At 64.7% G+C, this 17,749-nt stretch carries 15 protein-coding genes; 8 read left to right on the plus strand and 7 right to left on the minus strand.

Going from position 1 to position 17,749, the window contains the following annotated elements; all coding sequences use genetic code 11:
- Positions 1-74 precede the first annotated feature (74 nt).
- From GXY15_00480 to GXY15_00495, 4 genes are read right to left on the minus strand one after another with little or no spacing between them, the layout of a single operon-like run.
- Positions 75-908 carry a hypothetical protein gene (locus tag GXY15_00480; GenBank protein NLV39693.1) on the minus strand — a complete coding sequence of 278 codons (834 nt, stop codon included), beginning with the start codon at positions 906-908 and terminating at the stop codon, positions 75-77.
- 11 nt (positions 909-919) lie between these two features.
- A complete protein-coding gene (locus GXY15_00485) occupies positions 920-1,342 on the minus strand; it encodes a YcfL family protein (protein ID NLV39694.1) in 423 nt (140 codons plus the stop codon).
- Positions 1,343-1,371: 29 nt separating this feature from the next.
- The gene (locus GXY15_00490; GenBank protein ID NLV39695.1) at positions 1,372-3,084 is read right to left on the minus strand and encodes a hypothetical protein; all 1,713 of its coding nucleotides are present in this window, start codon (positions 3,082-3,084) and stop codon (positions 1,372-1,374) included.
- A gap of 50 nt (positions 3,085-3,134) precedes the next feature.
- Positions 3,135-3,746: a penicillin-binding protein activator LpoB gene (locus tag GXY15_00495; protein ID NLV39696.1), complete on the minus strand. Its 612-nt coding sequence runs from the start codon at positions 3,744-3,746 to the stop codon at positions 3,135-3,137.
- Between the two features lie 758 nt (positions 3,747-4,504).
- Between GXY15_00495 and GXY15_00500 the strand changes: the two genes are divergently transcribed.
- Positions 4,505-5,830 carry a Gfo/Idh/MocA family oxidoreductase gene (locus GXY15_00500; GenBank protein ID NLV39697.1) on the plus strand — a complete coding sequence of 442 codons (1,326 nt, stop codon included), beginning with the start codon at positions 4,505-4,507 and terminating at the stop codon, positions 5,828-5,830.
- Positions 5,831-6,044: 214 nt separating this feature from the next.
- Here GXY15_00500 and GXY15_00505 read toward each other — a convergent pair whose 3' ends face one another.
- Positions 6,045-7,163, minus strand: a complete 1,119-nt coding sequence (locus tag GXY15_00505) for an IMP cyclohydrolase (GenBank protein NLV39698.1) — start codon at positions 7,161-7,163, stop codon at positions 6,045-6,047.
- A 510-nt stretch (positions 7,164-7,673) separates the two neighbouring features.
- On the opposite strand from GXY15_00505, the gene GXY15_00510 reads away from it, so the two are divergent.
- From GXY15_00510 to GXY15_00525, 4 genes are all read left to right on the plus strand, one after another.
- Positions 7,674-8,987 carry an ATP-binding protein gene (locus tag GXY15_00510; protein NLV39699.1) on the plus strand — a complete coding sequence of 438 codons (1,314 nt, stop codon included), beginning with the start codon at positions 7,674-7,676 and terminating at the stop codon, positions 8,985-8,987.
- A gap of 106 nt (positions 8,988-9,093) precedes the next feature.
- Entirely contained in the window at positions 9,094-9,456 is a 363-nt protein-coding gene (locus GXY15_00515) for a hypothetical protein (GenBank protein ID NLV39700.1), read from the plus strand.
- A gap of 32 nt (positions 9,457-9,488) precedes the next feature.
- Entirely contained in the window at positions 9,489-11,447 is a 1,959-nt protein-coding gene (locus GXY15_00520; protein NLV39701.1) for a hypothetical protein, read from the plus strand.
- Complete coding sequence (locus tag GXY15_00525) at positions 11,435-12,331, plus strand: metallophosphoesterase (protein ID NLV39702.1); 897 nt, start codon at positions 11,435-11,437, stop codon at positions 12,329-12,331. Before GXY15_00520 ends, GXY15_00525 begins: the two co-directional genes overlap by 13 nt.
- 840 nt (positions 12,332-13,171) lie before the next feature.
- On the opposite strand, the gene GXY15_00530 is transcribed toward GXY15_00525, so the two are convergent.
- Together GXY15_00530 and GXY15_00535 are read right to left on the minus strand one after the other, a co-directional pair.
- Positions 13,172-14,056: a hypothetical protein gene (locus GXY15_00530; protein ID NLV39703.1), complete on the minus strand. Its 885-nt coding sequence runs from the start codon at positions 14,054-14,056 to the stop codon at positions 13,172-13,174.
- Positions 14,057-14,449: 393 nt separating this feature from the next.
- Entirely contained in the window at positions 14,450-15,022 is a 573-nt protein-coding gene (locus GXY15_00535) for a hypothetical protein (protein NLV39704.1), read from the minus strand.
- A gap of 110 nt (positions 15,023-15,132) precedes the next feature.
- Here GXY15_00535 and GXY15_00540 point away from each other — a divergent pair, with 110 nt between their 5' ends.
- From GXY15_00540 to GXY15_00550, 3 genes are read left to right on the plus strand one after another with little or no spacing between them, the layout of a single operon-like run.
- Positions 15,133-16,521, plus strand: a complete 1,389-nt coding sequence (locus GXY15_00540; protein ID NLV39705.1) for an exodeoxyribonuclease VII large subunit — start codon at positions 15,133-15,135, stop codon at positions 16,519-16,521.
- Positions 16,522-16,535: 14 nt separating this feature from the next.
- Entirely contained in the window at positions 16,536-16,874 is a 339-nt protein-coding gene (locus GXY15_00545; GenBank protein ID NLV39706.1) for an exodeoxyribonuclease VII small subunit, read from the plus strand.
- Entirely contained in the window at positions 16,871-17,737 is an 867-nt protein-coding gene (locus tag GXY15_00550) for a polyprenyl synthetase family protein (GenBank protein NLV39707.1), read from the plus strand. Before GXY15_00545 ends, GXY15_00550 begins: the two co-directional genes overlap by 4 nt.
- The last annotated feature ends 12 nt before the right edge of the window (positions 17,738-17,749 follow it).

Genomic DNA, 17,749 nt, shown 5'->3' on the forward strand with positions numbered 1-17,749 from the left:
GCGCGGGCATCTGACTACCTGCTTGCGCGCTATCGCTAGCCCTGCGTAAGGCCTGTATACAAGATGCGGTCCGGCTAGTTAATCCGGCTCATCAGCAGCAAAGCCACACGGGTGGCAACCTCAGTTGCTGAACCAAGCTTAACCTCCTCGGTGGTCGCCGAAGCCATGACCCGCCCATCGGAAAGGGAAATGGCCTTGGCAATGATCACGGGCACTTCAACCGCATAGTCTCCGGAGACTTTCCGCACCATGCTTTGGCCCTTCTTCACCCGGGCACTAACCACAATGTCCGCATGTTCTTTTACAGACGCCACCTGCGCCTGTTGCGCCTGTGGCAGCTCCGGATTAGCGAAAACAGCGTCCACATCGATACCTGACAGGCCGATCGCCACGCTCCGGTCAACCAGCACCGCGCCGCCATCCATGAAGGGGCGCTCCAGACTGTGCTGAATAGATTCAAGCTCGTCTTCCGTGAAGTCGTTTGCGCCGGGTCCCTTGGGAACATAGACTTCCTCCACCGACTCGCCACGGGCCTTAAAGGTTCCTTCTTGGCTTGACTCCGCAGTGACCGATGCCGCTCCCGTCACCTTCAGCACCTTCTGCATCGTCCGATCATCGTTATCCTGCATGTCACGGTTCACCAAGACTATGACTCGTGGGGCTTTTTTCCCTGAAAATGCCGTCCTGAATGCCTCTATTCCGTCCCTCGCCTCTTCCGACATGGTCGGGGTTCGCCTGTCAATTTGCTGCGCAAGTGGGGGGCGGTCAGGTGAAGGCACCACATGCGGCCTCTGGGGTAGTTCTGCTGAAGGAGCAACCACCGTGTTGGAAGACTGCGTCATGGCCACGCCCTGGAAGGCGCAAACCGACACGACCATGAAAGCCAGCATCCTTATATGTACCACCATGACCGAACCTCCTATCGCTCCATTCTGATGCGAATGGAGTATTGTTGTGATCTTTCGTTCAGAGCGACCGCCTTGTAAGTGGACTGGCCGTTAGGCGGGAGAATGAGTGTCACCCAGGCCGTCTCATCACCAGAAGAAAATCCAGCATCGTCCTTGAAGACTGTCTGCGCTTGGACGTTCACCGCATTGTCGGAATTGTTTCTGAGAATTGCCTCGGCGATAATCCGACCTTCAGTAGTGTAGCTGGCACGTTGGGCGTCTACGCTGATGAGTTTCTGCAGGGGCTTGTCAAGCAGAACCAGAGACTCTGTTCCTTCTAGGCTTGTCCCACGTTTAAGGGGTGCGTAGGGACCTTGCGTTTGACATCCCACTCCAACCAGCAGGAATGCAATTAGAATGAGAGTCATCACCGCATATTGAACGTTAGTTTTCATAGTAATTCTCCTTGATGTGTTCACGTTGTTCATGTTTTTTCTCGCGACTTTTTGGAAGACGACTTCGGAGTGCTCTCGTCGTTCTTCCCAACAGATTTAGATATCTTGTACTTTCCGATTTCGGACATTCCTGATGCACTTACAAAGTATGCTGTCCCCGTGGAGGCTGTGGAACTCTTCGATGTCTTTCCTGTCAACAGCAGATGCATGGACTTGTCAGGGGTGCAGTGATATTCAATTCGCATGGCTTTTTTATCAATTGCACCCGAACAGGGAAACACTCCTTCAGGCCACCCCCCACCTGTTGTCTTGACGTAACCAGCGAAGGTCTCGTCCTGCCTAGAAATGACTGCCAGTTCAATGTTAACCTGCTCTTTCTTCTTTCCCCAACCGCCTGTCCATCTTTCAGACGCGTTACCAATCAGAGATGCGCCCTCTTCGGTGTATTTGGCGAAGCGCACATTGTTGACCTGGACGCCAAAACTTGGATCCCATGCAGTTAAGACATCAAATGGCTGGTCGCTTCGTGTAATCTGACCATCAGTGACCGTCCCCGTTTCCGTGCATTTTATCTGTATAGTGTGGGTGCCTGGGGAGAGGTTCAGTGGTATGATGTAGATATCATCTGGAACAGACAACATTCGAATATCGGCCGCAGGATTGGCTGCGGCGGATATTCCCTTGGAAATCAGACCTAGCACCATTAACCCCGCTCCCACCCCCGGCGCTGAGTCGCTGTCCCCAACGCCGGCGGCCAAAGCCCCGGAAACGATAGCAAGGTCGCCCGCCACGCTGGCCCCCTTCTTGAACTGGGCCTTTCCCTTGAGAATGGCATCAACAGCCCTCCCCCCCCGCGTCATGGCCTGAAAAGACATGTTGTCCAGCGGACCGTCCATGGTTGCAACGGAAGTTCCATTAATCAGGACATCGAGTGGACCAGACGCGCCACTTCCCGAATTGAAACGCAGAAACTGGGCATATTCTCCTGTCGCGTATTTTTTTGGACCGACACCAAGACCAATAACCAAAAGGGAATTAACGCCATCAGGAATCGGCAACACGGCGTTTTCACTTCTCGCATGCTCCCGAGACACTTTTAGGCACTCATCGGAACGGTCCTGCAAGCCGAGCATCGTGTTGCATACCGCCTCGCAATAGTCCATCTCAGCAAGATCATCGTGATACTCCTCATCCTTTTTGGCATCTTCAGAGGAGCGATCAACAAGAGCACCCGACCTAAACATAGCGCGGGCATTCTCATAATCACCTGCGCACATGTATAGAAGCCCTCGCTGGAGGTAGATCATGGCCTGCTCATATGGTTCACCGCGGAAGTTCTTCTCATCCTCGCCTTTGAAAGTGGAGCGGGCTTTCTTGGCACTTTCATCGCCAGCACTGGAGCCCCCTATTCGTGTCAGAATCAGATCAAGAACGCGAGTCGCCTCTTCCATGTTTTTCGCGGCGAGTTGCTGATGGTAGATATGCCAGAGAACTAGCACAGCGCCGCGGTTTCCGACTTCCTCAAGAGATTTATATTCCGCTTGGAGTTCTGGCGGCATCTCCGAAAGATTAGGCGGCATGCAGTCCTGCACTTGCTCTATAGCTGCCTTTTGCTCGTCTTTCTTCTTTTGCTTATTTCTTTTCATATAGTCGTCCGCAGAATCGGCAATTGCTGAAACCGAAAAAAGAGCGATCGAAATAATGAAAAACAGTATTGACTTCAATGCTGAAGTGGAACCCATTTCTAATCTCCTTTTTGTGATGAATCGCACAAATATTTATGAGGGGGCCGTTACCTATAGGCTGCGTCCTCAACACCTTCCTTTTTTATTTCAGAGAACTCTTCCCACTCCTCTATCCCCGTTTCCGCATTAATCAGCCTAAATGTATAGAGAATGTAGTCAGATTGACCTGTGGAAGAAGCTTGCGAAAGCCCCGTAAGCTCTCCCGTAAGAAAGTAATCGACTCCCGCCATAATACCTTCACCCGAAGACCCGACCATGCCCTCGCGCTTCATCTCTCGCTCTCTCTCCACCGCCTCTATCCGGTCACGTGCGACAAACTGAACCGCCCCCCTGCATTGGGTGTTAAGTAAGGCTTTTATACGTTTATTGAATATGTCCTTGTTGATTGGAAATCGCGTGTCGTTCACCACCGGAAGCAATCCTATAACCGGAGGAGTTTGGGCGTTGGCAATCGCGGGGGTTGAAAGAACAGACCTAGCCATCTTGTCGCTCACTTCCTGAAGATCCTGTGATCCCACCCCAGTGCCCTCACCCTTACTCGGCTGGCTCGGATCAACCCTGCGCGGACCTATGCCTCCGGGGTTGTCGACCCCTGATGTGGCGCAACCGCATATCATCGCAACAACCAGACACAACGCCAACGCGACCAAATTTCTCATGACCTTATTCACTCCTCTAAAACAGTTGGGACTCCCTGCAACACATGGCGACATTCACCATGAGATTCGCTCGCTTCTGCTGTTCTGCGTCTGGAAGGGTGCTCTCCCGATTCGCCCCTTCCGCCAAGGGGGAAAGAACGGGCATGTCTCCAGAGAGGCTCTCCCCCAAAAGCCTCGGCCTCCCAGAAGGAGCCGCCAGCGACCCGTCTGACCGCTCCCCCGCGCACCGGCAGTCCCCGGGAAAGAAATGCGAACCGATATATCCGCTGTGAGTGGCACACAGCCCCACGGGGACGGCTACTTTTTCCAAGAACCTCACCATACGCGCCAATTTAGCAGAATATATCCGCAATGTCAATAGGGAACGCCCATCCCTCCCGCCGGATACGGCGGGGAACGGAATCAGGCGCGTTGTGTTAACGCGCAGAGGAATTCATGCTGGCGAGAAAGGGATGCCCCTCACCCGCCAGGTAGGACGATCCTGCCGGGAAAGAAGAGGGCGCGGCAAGCGGTGGCCCTTACCTGCCTATGCCTCGGCACACACGAAAACGCCGGGCAACCCGCTTGCAGGGGAGCCACTTGTTGCGCCCTGGAGCGAACACATAGGCCATCGCTTATCCGACGATCCTGGACCCATCCGATTTGCCGCTCTTGCAATCGGCGGGCGCATGCGCCAGAATAGGGGGTGCAAGGGACCGGGCATCCGGTGGCCATTTCCGGCGGGGGTTTCCGCCGGACAACCCAAGGAGACACAGGACATGGAGATTTCCCGCAGGCATTTTCTTAACTCGTCGGCGGCGGTGCTGGCGGCGGGCGTCATGGCGCACGGGCGCGTCTGGGGCGCCAACGAGAAGATCGGGGTGTGCGTCGTGGGCGTGAACGGCCGCGGCGGCTCGCACATTGAGGGGTTCAGCAAGAGCCCGGATTCGGAGGTGGTGGCGCTGTGCGACGTGGACGCGCGGGTGCTGGAGCGCGTGGCGAAGCAGGTGGAGAAGGAGACCGGGAAGAAGCCGAAGACCTACCGCGACATGCGGGAGGCCTTCGCGGACCCGGATGTGGACGCGGTGGGCATCGCCACGCCGAACCACTGGCACACGCTGGCGGCGGTCTGGGCGGCGCAGGCGGGCAAGCATGTCTATGTGGAGAAGCCGGCGACGCACAACATCTACGAGGGCCAGCAGCTGGTGGCGGCGGCGGAGAAGTACAATGTGGTGATCCAGCACGGCACGCAGTCGCGCTCGGACAGGCAGTGGCTGCGCGACATCGCGCTGCTCCAGTCGGGGGAGATCATCGGGCCGCTGTACATGGCCCGCGGCCTCGGCTACAAGAACGGGAACCGCGGCGCCATCGGCAACGAGCCGGACTCGGACGCGCCCGAGACGCTCGACTGGGACCTCTGGCAGGGGCCGGCGTCGCGCAAGCCGTTCAACAAGATGTACCACCCCTACAACTGGCACTGGTTCTGGCACTGGGGCAACGGCGAGATCGGCAACCAGGGCATCCACCAGCTGGACATCGCGGCGTGGGGCATGAACCGGGGCCTGCCGGTGCGGGTGGACAGCGTGGGCGGCCGTTACACCTACGAGGACGCGGGCGAGACGCCGAACACGAACGTGGCCACGTTCATCTACGAGGACGGCACCATGCTGGTCTTCGAGGTGCGCAACCGCTGGACCAACGACGAGGGCGGCCGCATGCTCGGCGACAAGTTCGCGGGCGGCGTCGGCGTGGGCAACCTATTCTACGGCGACGGCGGCTACTATGTGGAGGACCAGGGCTTCTTCGACAAAAAGAACGAGCCGATCCCGGTGGACAACGCGAAATACCCGTTCCCGGAGTCGAAAGGCTGCTGGCAGAACTTCCTGGAGGCGGTGAAGGCGAACGACAAGACGAAGGTGTACGGCGACATGAAGGCGGCGCACGTCTCCTCCGGCATGGCGCACCTGGCGGGCATCTCCTACCGCCTGGGCACCTCGCTGAAGTTCGACCCGAAGACCGAGACCTTCACCGGCGCGCCGTCCGAGGCGAACGCGATGCTCACGCGCGAGTACGCGAAGGGCTTCGAGGTCCCGAAACTCGCCTGATCCCCTGCGGGGCCTGACGTCGGCGGGGCCTCCTGAGGTGGCATGGGCATCTTGACCATGTTCTTGAGCGTGCGCAAGCGCCCCGACCACGGGCTGGAAGCCCGTGCCACCTCAAGGGCGGCTTCGCGTGGGGAACCGGTCTGTGGTGCTTTGAAAAAACAGCGCCGGGCGCGGCTGCAGGGGCCGCGCCCGGCGTTCTTTCTAATCCGTCCGCTCAGTGGTGGGAGAAACAGCGCTCCAGGGTGAAGAGCATGGCCGCGCCGGCCTCGTTGCAGGCCTCGATGGCCTCGTAGTCGTTCATGCTGCCGCCGGGCTGCACGATGGCCGTGATCCCCGCGCCCGTGGCGGCATCCACCGCGTCGCGGAATGGGAAGAAGCCGTCGGACGCCATGACGGCGCCCTCCAGGGACTCGGCCCCCTTGTACTTCGCCTTGGCCTTGGCGATGGCCTGCTGCACCGCGCCCACGCGGTCCTGCTCGCCCGTGCCGACGGCGAGGGTCTGGCCGTTGCGCGCGATGACCACGCCGTTCGACCGCACGTGGATGTTCACATACCACGCGAAGAGCAGGTCGTCGAGCTCCTGCGGCGTCGCCACGCGGGCGATGTCCATGCGGCCCTTCTTCGGGTGGTCGTTGTAGGCGGGCACGAGGTCGGCCGTGGAGCGCACGCGCGACAGGTAGGGCTTCGCCAGCACGATGCTGCCGTCGTCGAACACCTTCATCTCCCACGCGCGCGGCGTGTCGTCCACGTATTTCGGCAGCGCGTCGAATCCGGGCGTCTGGATGATGCGGATGTCGCGGTTCCTCTTGAAGCGGTCGGCGTCCTGGAACGCCTCCAGGGCCCCGGGTGCGAAGGCCGGCGCCACCACGCACTCCACGATGGTCTGCATGATCTCCGCCGCCGTGTCGCCGTCCACCTCGCGGTTGAACGCGCACACGCTGCCGAAGGCCGCCTGCGCGTCCGCGTCGCGCGCGCGCTGGTACACCTCCACAAGCGGCTGGCCGCCGTTCTGCAGCGCCACGCCGGAGGGGTTGCAGTGCTTCATGACGGCGCAAGCCGGGCGCGGCATGAACTTAAGGATGCCGAGGGCGTGCTGCATGTCCTCGAGGTTGGTCTGCGACAGGCCGGCCTTGCCGGTCTTGAGCATCCTGTAGGCGCCGAGCACGAGCCCCTCGCCGTCCGCCGGACGGTAATACGCCGCCGGCTGGTGCGGGTTCGTGCCGTAGCGCAGGTCCTCCACCTTCACATAGGCGCGCCCGATCACGTCTATCGTCTCCGGGAAGTCCCCCTCGGTCCGGGTGCGGTACATTTTCTTGAGGTCCTGGTCGGCCATGGCGTGCGTCTCCTGGGTGGGGTTGCGGTTTGACGCCGCCTATTGTGCCACAGCGGCCCGCGCCGGGGCATCCCGCAGGGCAATCGCACTAAAATCTGGCCACCCTTTCTGACAAAGAGTTCTTTCGCCCCCTGCTCCGTGTTCTTTTCAACGCTGAAAGCGTTGCCGAATATAGCCCAGGCCAGGCCGCCGCCCGAAGGGCCAGGCCTGCCCTGGGTTGCCCGGACAGAAAGAATCATGCCCCAACGGGGCAGCCGAAATTGCGGCGGGGAGTGCCGTGCCGGCCTTGGGGGAAACGCGCGGTAACGGGTCGTCTTTTGTGTGCCCCCGCGCGGGCAAGCCCACGCGAAGAAAGGCGGCAGCAAGCTACCGCACTCCAAGGCGCTGCGCGCTGTGCGGACCCGGGGCTGCGGTAATGGGCGGCGGGCGTTGACAACACGGAGATAACCGGCTATAATTCTTTCCAGTTAGTGGCCTAACTGGAACAATTTCTTACCGGATGAGTGATCCATGCTGGAGACCGTCAAATCACTCCTGCTCGATTTTCAGGAAATGCGCCTGGACACCGGCGTGCCCCGCCGTCTGCAGATGGAGACGGTCCGGAACAAGGCCGCCGTGTGCATTGGCGTGCGGCGGAGTGGAAAGTCCACCTTTCTCTTCCAGTCCATAGAACGCCTCGTCGGCGGGGGAGTTCCCCGGGAGAACATCCTTTATCTGAACTTCTTCGATGACCGTCTTCATGGTCTCCGGCAGGACAATATCGGCCTCGTTATGGAGGCCTATTACTCCCTGTATCCCGAGAAGAAGGGCCGTGAGACAATCCATTGTTTCTTCGATGAAATCCAGGCGGTGCGGGGATGGGAGTCCTTTGTGGACCGGCTGATACGGACAGAGAAGTGCGTTGTCCACCTGACGGGCTCCTCGGCGGGCATGCTTTCCAAGGAAGTGGCCACACAGATGCGCGGACGGGCGCTTTCCTGGGAGATGTTCCCCTTTTCCTTCCGGGAGTTCCTTGACTTCAAGAAAATTGACGCGGCGACGCCCCTTTCAACACGAAAACGGCTGCTGGTCAAGAAAGCTTTTTCCGAATACTGGGAAACGGGGGGATTTCCGGAAGTCGCCGGCCTGCCCGGCCATCTGCGGGTGAAAATCCATCAGGAGTACTTCCAAACGATCCTCTTCAGGGATCTTGTGGACCGGCACGACGTCCAGCATCCCCGGGCGGTGCGTGATCTCGCGCACCGGCTGGTGGACAACCCGGCCTCCCTATACACGATCAACCGCCTTACCGCTTATCTGAAGTCGCTGGGACACAAGGTGCCGAAATCCTCCGTCTCGGACTACCTGGCGTGGTTTGAGGACGCCTATTTCCTTTTCACTGTCCGCGTGTTCGACGCGTCGTCTGCGCGCCGGGAGACCAACCCAAAACGCGTGTACTGCGTGGACCACGCGCTGGTGTCCTCGGTCTCATCGGGCATCCTGGTGAATGCCGGGCACCTCTTGGAGAATCTGGTCTTCGTCGCCCTGCGGCGCCTGCATCCGACGCTCCACTATTACAAGACCAAGACAGGCCGGGAGGTTGATTTTGTCGTTCCGGGACGTGGCGGCGCACGGGCACTGGTTCAGGTGTGCGAATCACTGGCGGAGGAGGAGACACGAAAACGGGAGGTGACGGCTCTGGAGGAGGCGATGTCCGAGCTGGGCCTCGAGGAGGGCACCATTGTGACCCGCAGTGAGGAGGAAGGCATCCGGGGCGGGGCGGGACGAATCCGGGTGGTTCCCGCGTGGCATTTTCTTCTGGAGCTTCCGGACATGCCCGACTAGGCAGCCCGGCATGCGGCGGGCGAATCCGTTGCATTTCGGCGGGGTCCGCGATATGATGGGGGCGGCCCGCGGAGGCGGGGACAACGCGCGCGGCGCAGGAGGTGTCATGCACAGCGACCCCATGGAAAGACGGCGGTATCCGCGAAGCCGCAGGAGCGTCTCGCTCATCCACGACGACGAGGGGCCCGGCGTGCTCAACCATGTGGACAACATCAGCGCATCGGGGGTGCTCTGCCACACGGTGAAGCCGGTGCCGCTGATGATGAAAATCGGCATGGCGCTGGAGATGCCGAAGCCGTGCGCGCGCCGGATTGACGCCGAGGGCGTGGTGGTGCGCTGCGAGCAGGACGAGATGGGGGACGACCGCTTCCAGGTGGCGATCCTCTTCACGCACATCGCCCCGGAGGACCAGCAGGCGCTCGAGGCCTTCGTGGAAAACGACCTGCAGTGCCCGGACGCGGAAGACTGACCCGGTTCGCGGCCCAACCAAGGAGACGGACCGTGCTGGTGACGACCTGCCTTTCGATTTTCTGCGCCCTTTCGGCGCCGGGGGCCCCGGAGGACGCGCGCGCCGCGGAGGCGCGGCACACGGACACGGTGTTTGAGATGACGGAATTTGCGGACAGGGCGGCCTGGGAGGCCTTTGCGGACCGCCTGCGGAAGCGCATCCTGCTGTCCTCGGGCCTGGTGCCCATGCCGCCGGAGACCCCGCTGAACGCGAAGATCACCGGCCGGGTGGAGCGGGACGAATACACCGTGGAGAAGGTGTGCTTCGAGGTGCGGCCCGGCTTCTTTGCCACGGGAAACCTCTACCGCCCGAAGGGGGGCGGCCCCTTCCCCGCCGTGGTCAACCCCCACGGCCACTGGGAAAAGGGGCGCCTGGAGGATTCTGAGCGGGGTTCCGTGCCCGCGCGCTGCATCACCCTGGCGCGCATGGGCGCGGTGGCGTTCGCCTACGACATGATCGGCTATGTGGACAGCCGGCAGTTCGTCCACAACTGGGGCCGCGACCAGGAGAAACTCTGGGGCGTCCACCCCTTCGCCCTCCAGCTGCTCACGAGCCTGCGCGCGGTGGACTTCGTGCTGTCCCTGCCGGAGGTGGACCCCGGCCGCATCGGCTGCACGGGCGCCTCGGGCGGCGGCACGCAGACCTTCGCGCTGACGGCCGTTGACCCGCGCGTGAAGGCGGCGGCCCCGGTCAATATGATCTCGTCCATCATGCAGGGCGGATGCCTCTGCGAGAACGCCCCGCTCATCCGCCTGGAAAACTCGAACATGGAGGTCGGCGCGCTGGCCGCGCCCCGGCCCCTCATGATGGTCTCCGCCACCGGCGACTGGACCAAGAACACGCCGCAGGTGGAGTTCCCCGCCATCCGAAGTGTCTACGCCCTGTACGGCGCGGAGGACAAGGTGGAGAACGTCCATCTCGACTTCGAACACAACTACAACCGGCCAAGCCGCGAGGCGGTGTACCGGTTCTTAGGGAAGCACCTCATCGGCGGGCGCGACTGGTCGGATTTCACCGAACCCCCGTATCAGAAGGAACCCGACGAGGCGCTGCGCGTGTTCCCGGGCGAGGGACCGCTGCCGGACGCGAAGCAGCGGGCGGAAATCATTGAAGACCTCGTCGCCATGCAGAAGGAGAAGTGGGCGGCGGTACTCCCGAAGGACACGGCGGGCGTGGACGCCTTCCGGCGGGACTACGGCTTCGTGCTTCCCGGCGTGACGGGCGCCGAAGCGCCCGCGCCTGAAGGCCTGCGCTGTGAGAAGACGGCCACGGAAACCCTCGGCGGCTTCACCGCCGAGCGGTGGGTGCTGGGCCGCGCGGGAAAGGGCGACGCGGTGAGCGCGGTGCTCTTCCTCCCGCAGAACGCGGGGACCGCCGAGGCGGTGCTGCTGGCGCACGGAAGCGGCAAGGCCGCCCTGCTTGACCCCAAGACCGGCGGGCCGGGAGAACTGGCCGCCGCGCTCCTCAAGCGCGGGGCCGCGGTGCTGTGCGCCGACCTTTTCCTGCAGGGCGACGGCGCGCCGAAGGAGCGCGGGGAGTCCGGCAAGTTCCCGGACACCTTCAAGCCGACGGACACGGCGGAGCGGGTGCAGGACATTCTGACCGCCGCGGCCTTCCTGCGGGGGCCCGCGGGGCTCGATGTGGCCGCCGCGGCCGGCCTGGAGGACGCGGGCCTGTGGTGCCTGCTGGCGGCCGCGATGGACCCCGCAGTCGGGCGCGTGTTCGCCGACCTGAACGGGTTCGCCCTGGACGATGACGACGCCTGGGCGGCGCGCCACTACATCCCGTGCATCCGCAGCGTGGGCGATGTCCGCACGGCCCTGGCCCTGGTCGCGCCGCGCCCGTGCCTGCTGGCCGGCGTCAACACGGCGGAGGCGCCCGCCCTGACCTGGCTGGGCGCGGAGACGGCCGGGGACACCGGAGCCGGCACCCTGGCGAAATGGCTGAGATAATGACCCCGGAGGACGCGTCCGGCGACCGGGTGGTCCACGCCACGGATCCGCATTTCTGGCGCGTGACCCTGAACCCCGCCCGGCTCGCGGGGAAGCGCGCCCTGGGCATGGCCAATCTGGTCCTGCGGCGGCGCCGGCACCTCCGGACGGACCTGGCGGAGATCTTCGCGCGGGAGATCGCGGCAACGGGCGCCGGGACGGTCATCATCAGCGGTGACCTCACAACGACCTCGCTGGAGGCGGAGTTCGCCGCGGCGCGGGCGTTTCTGGACAGGCTGGCCTCCCTGGGACCGCGAATCCTCGTCATTCCCGGAAACCATGACGTGTACACCTTCTCCTCGGCCCGACGCCGCCTCTTTGAGCGTTTCCTGGGAGACTACCTGCCCGCACCGGAGCTGCCCGCGCGGGTCCTCCTGCCCCGGGGAGCGCCGGTGGTCTTCTATCCGGGAACAGGGCCCAACGTCATCACGTCGCGCGGCCGCATGGACCGTGCGGTCATCGAGCGGACGGCGGCGCTGGTCGCGGACGCGCCCGCCGGCCGCCCCGTGCTGCTGGTGGGGCACTATCCCCTGCTCCCGCAGACGGAGGCCTACCGGGAGGCATGGTCCCACCGGCTGCCCCGCGCCCGGGAACTCCGGGCGGCCCTGGCCGCCACGGGACGGACCCTCCTGTGCGCCGCGGGACATGTGCACCGGTTCTCGCTGGTCAGGGATCCGGAGCACCCCGTCCTCTTCCATCTCACGACGCAACCGCTTTTCATGCGCAGCGCGGCGCACGCGGGCGCGTTCTCTGTCCTCCGCTGCTCCCCTGCCGGGTTCGAGGTGAGCCGCTGCACCCGCCGGGACGATGCCTGGCACGAGTCCCCCCTCCCCGCCTTCCCCTGACCTCCCCACCCCCTTCACCGAATCGGAACAAAAAAAAGCCCTCCGGCGGTGTCGCCGAAGGGCTGGAAGGTTTTTAGTGAGATGCCGGCAGGGGGCGGCCGGCATCTCCGGTAAGGTGCGTTGCCCCGCCGGGGAGGCGGGGCGTCACAGAGGAGAACGGATAAGACCAGTGGAGATGCCGGCAGGGGGCGGCCGGCATCCCCGGTGAGGTGCGTTGCCCCGCCGGGGAGGCGGGGCGTCACAGAGGAGAACGGATAAGACCAGTGGGAATGCCGGCAGGGGGCGGCCGGCATCCCCGGTGAGGTGCGTTGCCCCGCCGGGGAGGCGGGGCGTCACAGAGGAGAACGGATAAGACCAGTGGGAATGCCGACAGGGGGCGGCCGACATCCCCGGTGAGGTGCGTTGCTCCGCCGGGGAGGCGGAGCGTCACAGAGGAGAACGGATAAGACCAGTGGAGATGTCGGCAGGGGGCGGCCGACATCCCCGGTGAGGTGCGTTGCCCCGCCGGGGAGGCGGGGCGTCACAGAGGAGAACGGATAAGACCAGTGGAGATGCCGGCAGGGGGCGGCCGGCATCCCCGGTGAGGTGCGTTGCTCCGCCGGGGAGGCGGAGCATCACAGAGGAGAACGGATAAACCGTCCAAGCCGGAACCGGGCTCCGGCCTTCCGCGCGGCACCCATCCCCGCCAATCGGCAGGGGAACACGCGGAGATACATGTGAATGAATTCGGGAGATGCCGGCAGGGGGCGGCCGGCATCTCGGGGTGAGGTGCGTGCCCTGACTGGCGTCAGGGCGGGTAGAGGACTTGCGTCCTCTGTCTTGGGGGCAAAACTCTTTCTCTCACCTAAAGAGGCGAAAACGCAACACCAGAAGAAGCGCCGCACCCGCCACCAGCACGCCTGCTATCAGGCCGCCGCGCATCCCGCGGGAGGGTGTCCCGCGGCCCGTGGCCGGTGTCCCGGCTTCTCCGGAGAATGTATGTGTGACCGTGTCTCCGTTAGCACGTCGTTCAATTGTCAAAGAGCGCGGCGCGTCTTCCACGCGCCCCATATCCAAGTCTTCCCGCGCCGCAGTGTCTCCCGCGGCAACCGTCGGACCGGTTTCGGGAACGCCTTCGCCCGCGAGGCGGCTTTCGCCCGCCTGCTCTCTTAGAGCGGCAACGGCGTCCCGCATTTCTGCGCCTGATGTGGGAACGGGTCCGGCGTCCGGGCCGTCGGCGGCCTTCTCGGGGACCTCCCGCCCTTCTGAGGGCGCAACCGGCACTGCCGCCACGCCTTCCCCGGCCAGGGTGGTCAGCCGCCCCGGTTGGACTCCGTTGGACGGTTTGTCTTCCGGGTCGGCGGGAACGGGCGGCTCCTCGGGCGTTTCACCCTCCGGAGTGTCCTCCCCTTCTTCGGTGTCTTCCCGTTCTGGCAGGGACACTGCAACCGCCCCCCCCTCAGAGGGGAGCGCCTTGCCGTCCCACGAGGCCAGTGTGGGCTGCTGCACCGCGACCGTGGTCACCCCCCCGTCCTGTCCTCCAATTCGCCGCAACAGCACCACGGCAACCAGACCATCTTCCAACGCTGTCTGGTTGAGGCCGAGGACCACCACAATGAACCTGCCCGGCTCTGCGGCGTTGGCGGTGACCACCTTGCCCGCCTGCAGGGCGGCCGGTCCCGGTTCTGCGGCGACCGGCTCAAACACGGCCGGATCGAAGACAAGATGGAAATCCAAGGCCGCCACCTGGTTCTCACTTCCGGAAAGAAGAAGGGGTACCTGACATTCCCACTCTTCAACTGTAACCGCACCCGGCTGGACACTGCCTGCCCACCCTCCGGATGCCACAGCGATAATCAGGACAAACCCGAAAACCACTGACTCACCCACACCTCGGCTGCCCCGCTGTTTCGGGGCCACGTCCCTAGTGTATCGCATATGCCTTGGGAACGCAATGGATTGAGGCCGGGTTAACCGATGGACTAGAGACGCCATAAGTCTTTTCTCTACAAGTGGATGCATGGATGCAGAGGCGAAAAACGACCCATTGTCTCCGGGCGGGCATGACACCTTCTACGGATGCCCGTGCGCCTTATTTGTAATCTGGATTACACAAATGAATCCCGGCACGAAGGCCGGCTAGTGCCCTTCATCGGCGGAAGAATCCCCCCCTTTTCTGGAAATCATCGCCTCGTTGGTTTCGGATTTCGCGTCCCCAGCGGGCGCGCCGCGCCGTCCCCCGGAGAGAAACGTGGGCATCCGCCGAAACACCTCCGCGTTGCCGCCGAGATAGTAGCGGAGAAGCAGGAAGGCCAGATAGAGCCAGAGAATGCCCTTGGACGCCAGTGTGCCCATAATTAACCAGCGGAGCACGGGCGAGGCGATCAGCACCAGATCCCGCTGCTCCTCCAGGGGGAAGGGCATGAATGCGATGAGCCCGAGCAGCCCCGCCTGCACCCCCTTGTCCCCCGCCTCCGGCCCGGAGTCCCCCCCCTCCCTGCATCGGAAGGCCACGAAGACTCCCAAGAAGGCGGACAGGGCGAGGGTGACCAGCCAGGCATTGTTGATGAGGGCATTGATGGTGGAGACCCGGCCCGCCTCCCGCAGAAGGTCGAAGGCCGCGTCCGGCGCAAGGCCGGCGGCGAACAGGGGGATCCACGCGGCCAGCGCGGGCGCGCGCCACCAGTCGGGCGATTGCGGGTGTGTGTCCAATGCAGGCGGACTCCTTGGCCCCCGGGCGGGCCCCGTCATTGGAACAGACCGGCGGCGCGCAAGTCAAACGGGTTCGCCGCGCGCGGGGCCGTTCGGGTAAAATGCGCGCCATGGCCCCCCGTGACGACAAACCGCTTTCCGTGACCGAACTGACCCGCAGGATCAAGCTGCTCCTGGAGCGGGAGGTCGGGGCGGTGTGGGTGGCGGGGGAAATCTCCAACTGGCGGGTGGCCGCGTCGGGCCACGCCTATTTCACCCTCAAGGACGCGCAGGCGCAGATAGACGCCGTGATGTGGAAGGGGACGCTGTCGCGGGCGCGGTTCGAGCCGGAGAACGGGCTGGAAGTGCTGGCGCAGGGCCAGGTCACGGTGTACGAGCGGCAGGGCCGCCACCAGCTGGTGGTGTCCGACATGCAGCCGCGGGGACTGGGGGCGCTCCAGCTCCAGTTTGAGCGCCTGAAAGCGAGACTGCAGGCCGAGGGCATTTTCGACCCCGCCCTCAAGAAGCCCCTGCCCCTCCTGCCGCGCACCATCGGCATTGTGACATCGCCCACGGGCGCGGCGATCCGCGACATGCTCAACGTGATCGGGCGCCGTTTCGCCAGCGTGCGCATCGTGCTGGCCCCCGCGCGGGTGCAGGGGGACGGCGCGGCGGCGGAGATCGCCGAGGGCATCCGGCGGCTGGACGCCTTCGGCGTGGACGTGATGATCGTGGGCCGCGGCGGCGGCTCGCTGGAGGATCTGTGGCCGTTCAACGAGGAGGCGGTGGTGCGGGCGGTGCACGGGGCGCGCACGCCGGTCATCTCCGCCGTGGGCCATGAGACGGATTTCACCCTGTGCGACTTCGCGGCGGACCTGCGCGCGCCGACGCCCTCCGCGGCGGCCGAGCTGGTGGTGCGGGAGCAGGCGGCGCTGCTGGAGCGGGTGACCGGGGCGCGCCAGCGCGCCCTGCGCGCCGTCCGGCGGGGGGCGGACGGGGCACGGATGCGGCTGGACCGCGCGGCGCGCCATTATCTTCTCCAGCGGCCCGATGAGCTGCTGCGCCAGGCGCGGCAGGAGGCCGACAGCCTCCGGGAACGGCTCGAGGGGGCAATGGCGGGGCGGGTGGCGCTGCTCGCGCAGCGCCGCGAACGGGCGGCCCACGGCCTCGCGCTGCAGTCGCCGGCGCAGCGGCTGGCCCGGATGCGGGAACGCGGAACGGCCGCGGCGGCCCTGCTTTTCCGAAGAGGCGAGGCGCTGACAGCCGCGCCCCGCCGGGATCTGGGCGCGGCGGCGGGCCGCCTGAACGCGCTGAGCCCGCTGGGCATTCTGGAGCGGGGCTACGCCCTCGCCTGGCGGCTGCCGGAACGCGAACTCGTGCGCGAGGCCGCGGCGCTTTCCGTTTCGGACCGTTTGGAGCTGCGTTTTGGAACGGGCACCGCGGAGGTGTCGGTGGAAGAAGTCCGCCCCGCCCCGAAAGGAACGGAACACTCCGGGCCCTCCGGCCCGGGGCAAGACTAAAGGAGACTGGTGTCATGGCGAAGGGAAAGCGTGCGGAAGACTCGTTTGAAAAGGACCTGGAGCGGCTTGAGTCCATCGTGGCCGCGCTGGAGGAGGGGGGTGTGCCCCTGGAGGAGTCGCTCCGGCAGTTCGAGGAGGGGGTCCGGCTCGCGCGGAAGTGCGATGAGGTGCTGAAGTCCGCCGAAAAACGGATTGAACTCCTCCTTAAGAACCGCGAGGGGGAACTGGAGACCGTCCCCTTCGCCGGGGACGACGCGCCCCCGCCCGCGGACACCGCGTCCGGGGAGGATGACGCCCCCTGGGATGAAGAAGGGGGGGACGGCGACGACGAGGAGAAGGAGCTCCTGTTTTGAGTGCGGCGGAGGATTTTCTGCGGGCGAAGTCGCTGCGGACCGATGAGGCGCTGCGGGGGGTGGTCGCCGGATGGCGGGGCGCGCCGCCGCGCCTGGTGGAGGCCGTGAGCCACAGTCTCTTCGCCGGCGGGAAACGACTGCGCCCGGCGCTGGCCCTGGGCGCGTGCGAGCTGGTGTGCGGCGCGGACGTCCCCGCCCTGCCCGCCGCGTGCGCCCTGGAGATGATCCACACCTACAGCCTGATCCACGACGACCTGCCCGCCATGGACGACGACGACCTGCGGCGCGGGCGGCCCACCTGCCACAAGGTGTACGGGGAGGCCACGGCCATCCTCGCGGGGGACGCCCTGCTGACCATGGCCTTTGACACGGCCTCGGAAACGGAAAGCGTGGAGGTGGTCCGGGAACTGGCCCGGGCCGCCGGCATCTGCGGCATGGCGGGGGGCCAGCAGCTGGACATGGACGCCGAGGGGGAGGCCCTGACGCTGGACGAGCTGCGCCGGGTCCACGCGCTGAAAACGGGCGCGCTGATCCGGGCCGCCGCGCGCTGCGGGGCGCTCTGCGGGGGGGCGGACGCGGCGGGGACGGCGGCGCTGGCGGAGTATGGGGCGCGGCTGGGGCTCGCGTTTCAGATCACGGACGACATCCTGGACGTGACGGGGGACGCGGCGGCGCTGGGGAAGCGCACCGGGGCGGACGCGGCGCACACGAAGGCCACCTACCCGGCGCTGGCGGGACTGGAGGCCTCACGGCGTCTGGCGGAGGAGGCCGTGGCGGGGGCCGTGGCGGCGCTGGACGGGTTCGGGCCGGGGGCCGCCGCCCTGCGGGAGCTCGCCCTGTTCGTGCTGGGGCGCGACCGCTGAGCGCGCCGGACG

The organism is Candidatus Hydrogenedentota bacterium, assembly GCA_012730045.1.
GTDB lineage: Bacteria > Hydrogenedentota > Hydrogenedentia > Hydrogenedentales > CAITNO01 > JAAYBR01.

What these genes read in the sequence shown, in the direction of transcription:
- GXY15_00500 (NLV39697.1), top strand. Translation starts at nt 4,505, where the DNA reads ATGGAGATTTCCCGCAGGCATTTTCTTAACTCGTCGGCGGCGGTGCTG.
- GXY15_00490 (NLV39695.1), bottom strand. Translation starts at nt 3,084, where the DNA reads ATGGGTTCCACTTCAGCATTGAAGTCAATACTGTTTTTCATTATTTCG.
- GXY15_00480 (NLV39693.1), bottom strand. Translation starts at nt 908, where the DNA reads ATGGTGGTACATATAAGGATGCTGGCTTTCATGGTCGTGTCGGTTTGC.
- GXY15_00545 (NLV39706.1), top strand. Translation starts at nt 16,536, where the DNA reads ATGGCGAAGGGAAAGCGTGCGGAAGACTCGTTTGAAAAGGACCTGGAG.
- GXY15_00510 (NLV39699.1), top strand. Translation starts at nt 7,674, where the DNA reads ATGCTGGAGACCGTCAAATCACTCCTGCTCGATTTTCAGGAAATGCGC.
- GXY15_00505 (NLV39698.1), bottom strand. Translation starts at nt 7,163, where the DNA reads ATGGCCGACCAGGACCTCAAGAAAATGTACCGCACCCGGACCGAGGGG.
- GXY15_00495 (NLV39696.1), bottom strand. Translation starts at nt 3,746, where the DNA reads ATGAGAAATTTGGTCGCGTTGGCGTTGTGTCTGGTTGTTGCGATGATA.
- GXY15_00485 (NLV39694.1), bottom strand. Translation starts at nt 1,342, where the DNA reads ATGAAAACTAACGTTCAATATGCGGTGATGACTCTCATTCTAATTGCA.
- GXY15_00515 (NLV39700.1), top strand. Translation starts at nt 9,094, where the DNA reads ATGCACAGCGACCCCATGGAAAGACGGCGGTATCCGCGAAGCCGCAGG.
- GXY15_00540 (NLV39705.1), top strand. Translation starts at nt 15,133, where the DNA reads ATGGCCCCCCGTGACGACAAACCGCTTTCCGTGACCGAACTGACCCGC.
- GXY15_00525 (NLV39702.1), top strand. Translation starts at nt 11,435, where the DNA reads ATGGCTGAGATAATGACCCCGGAGGACGCGTCCGGCGACCGGGTGGTC.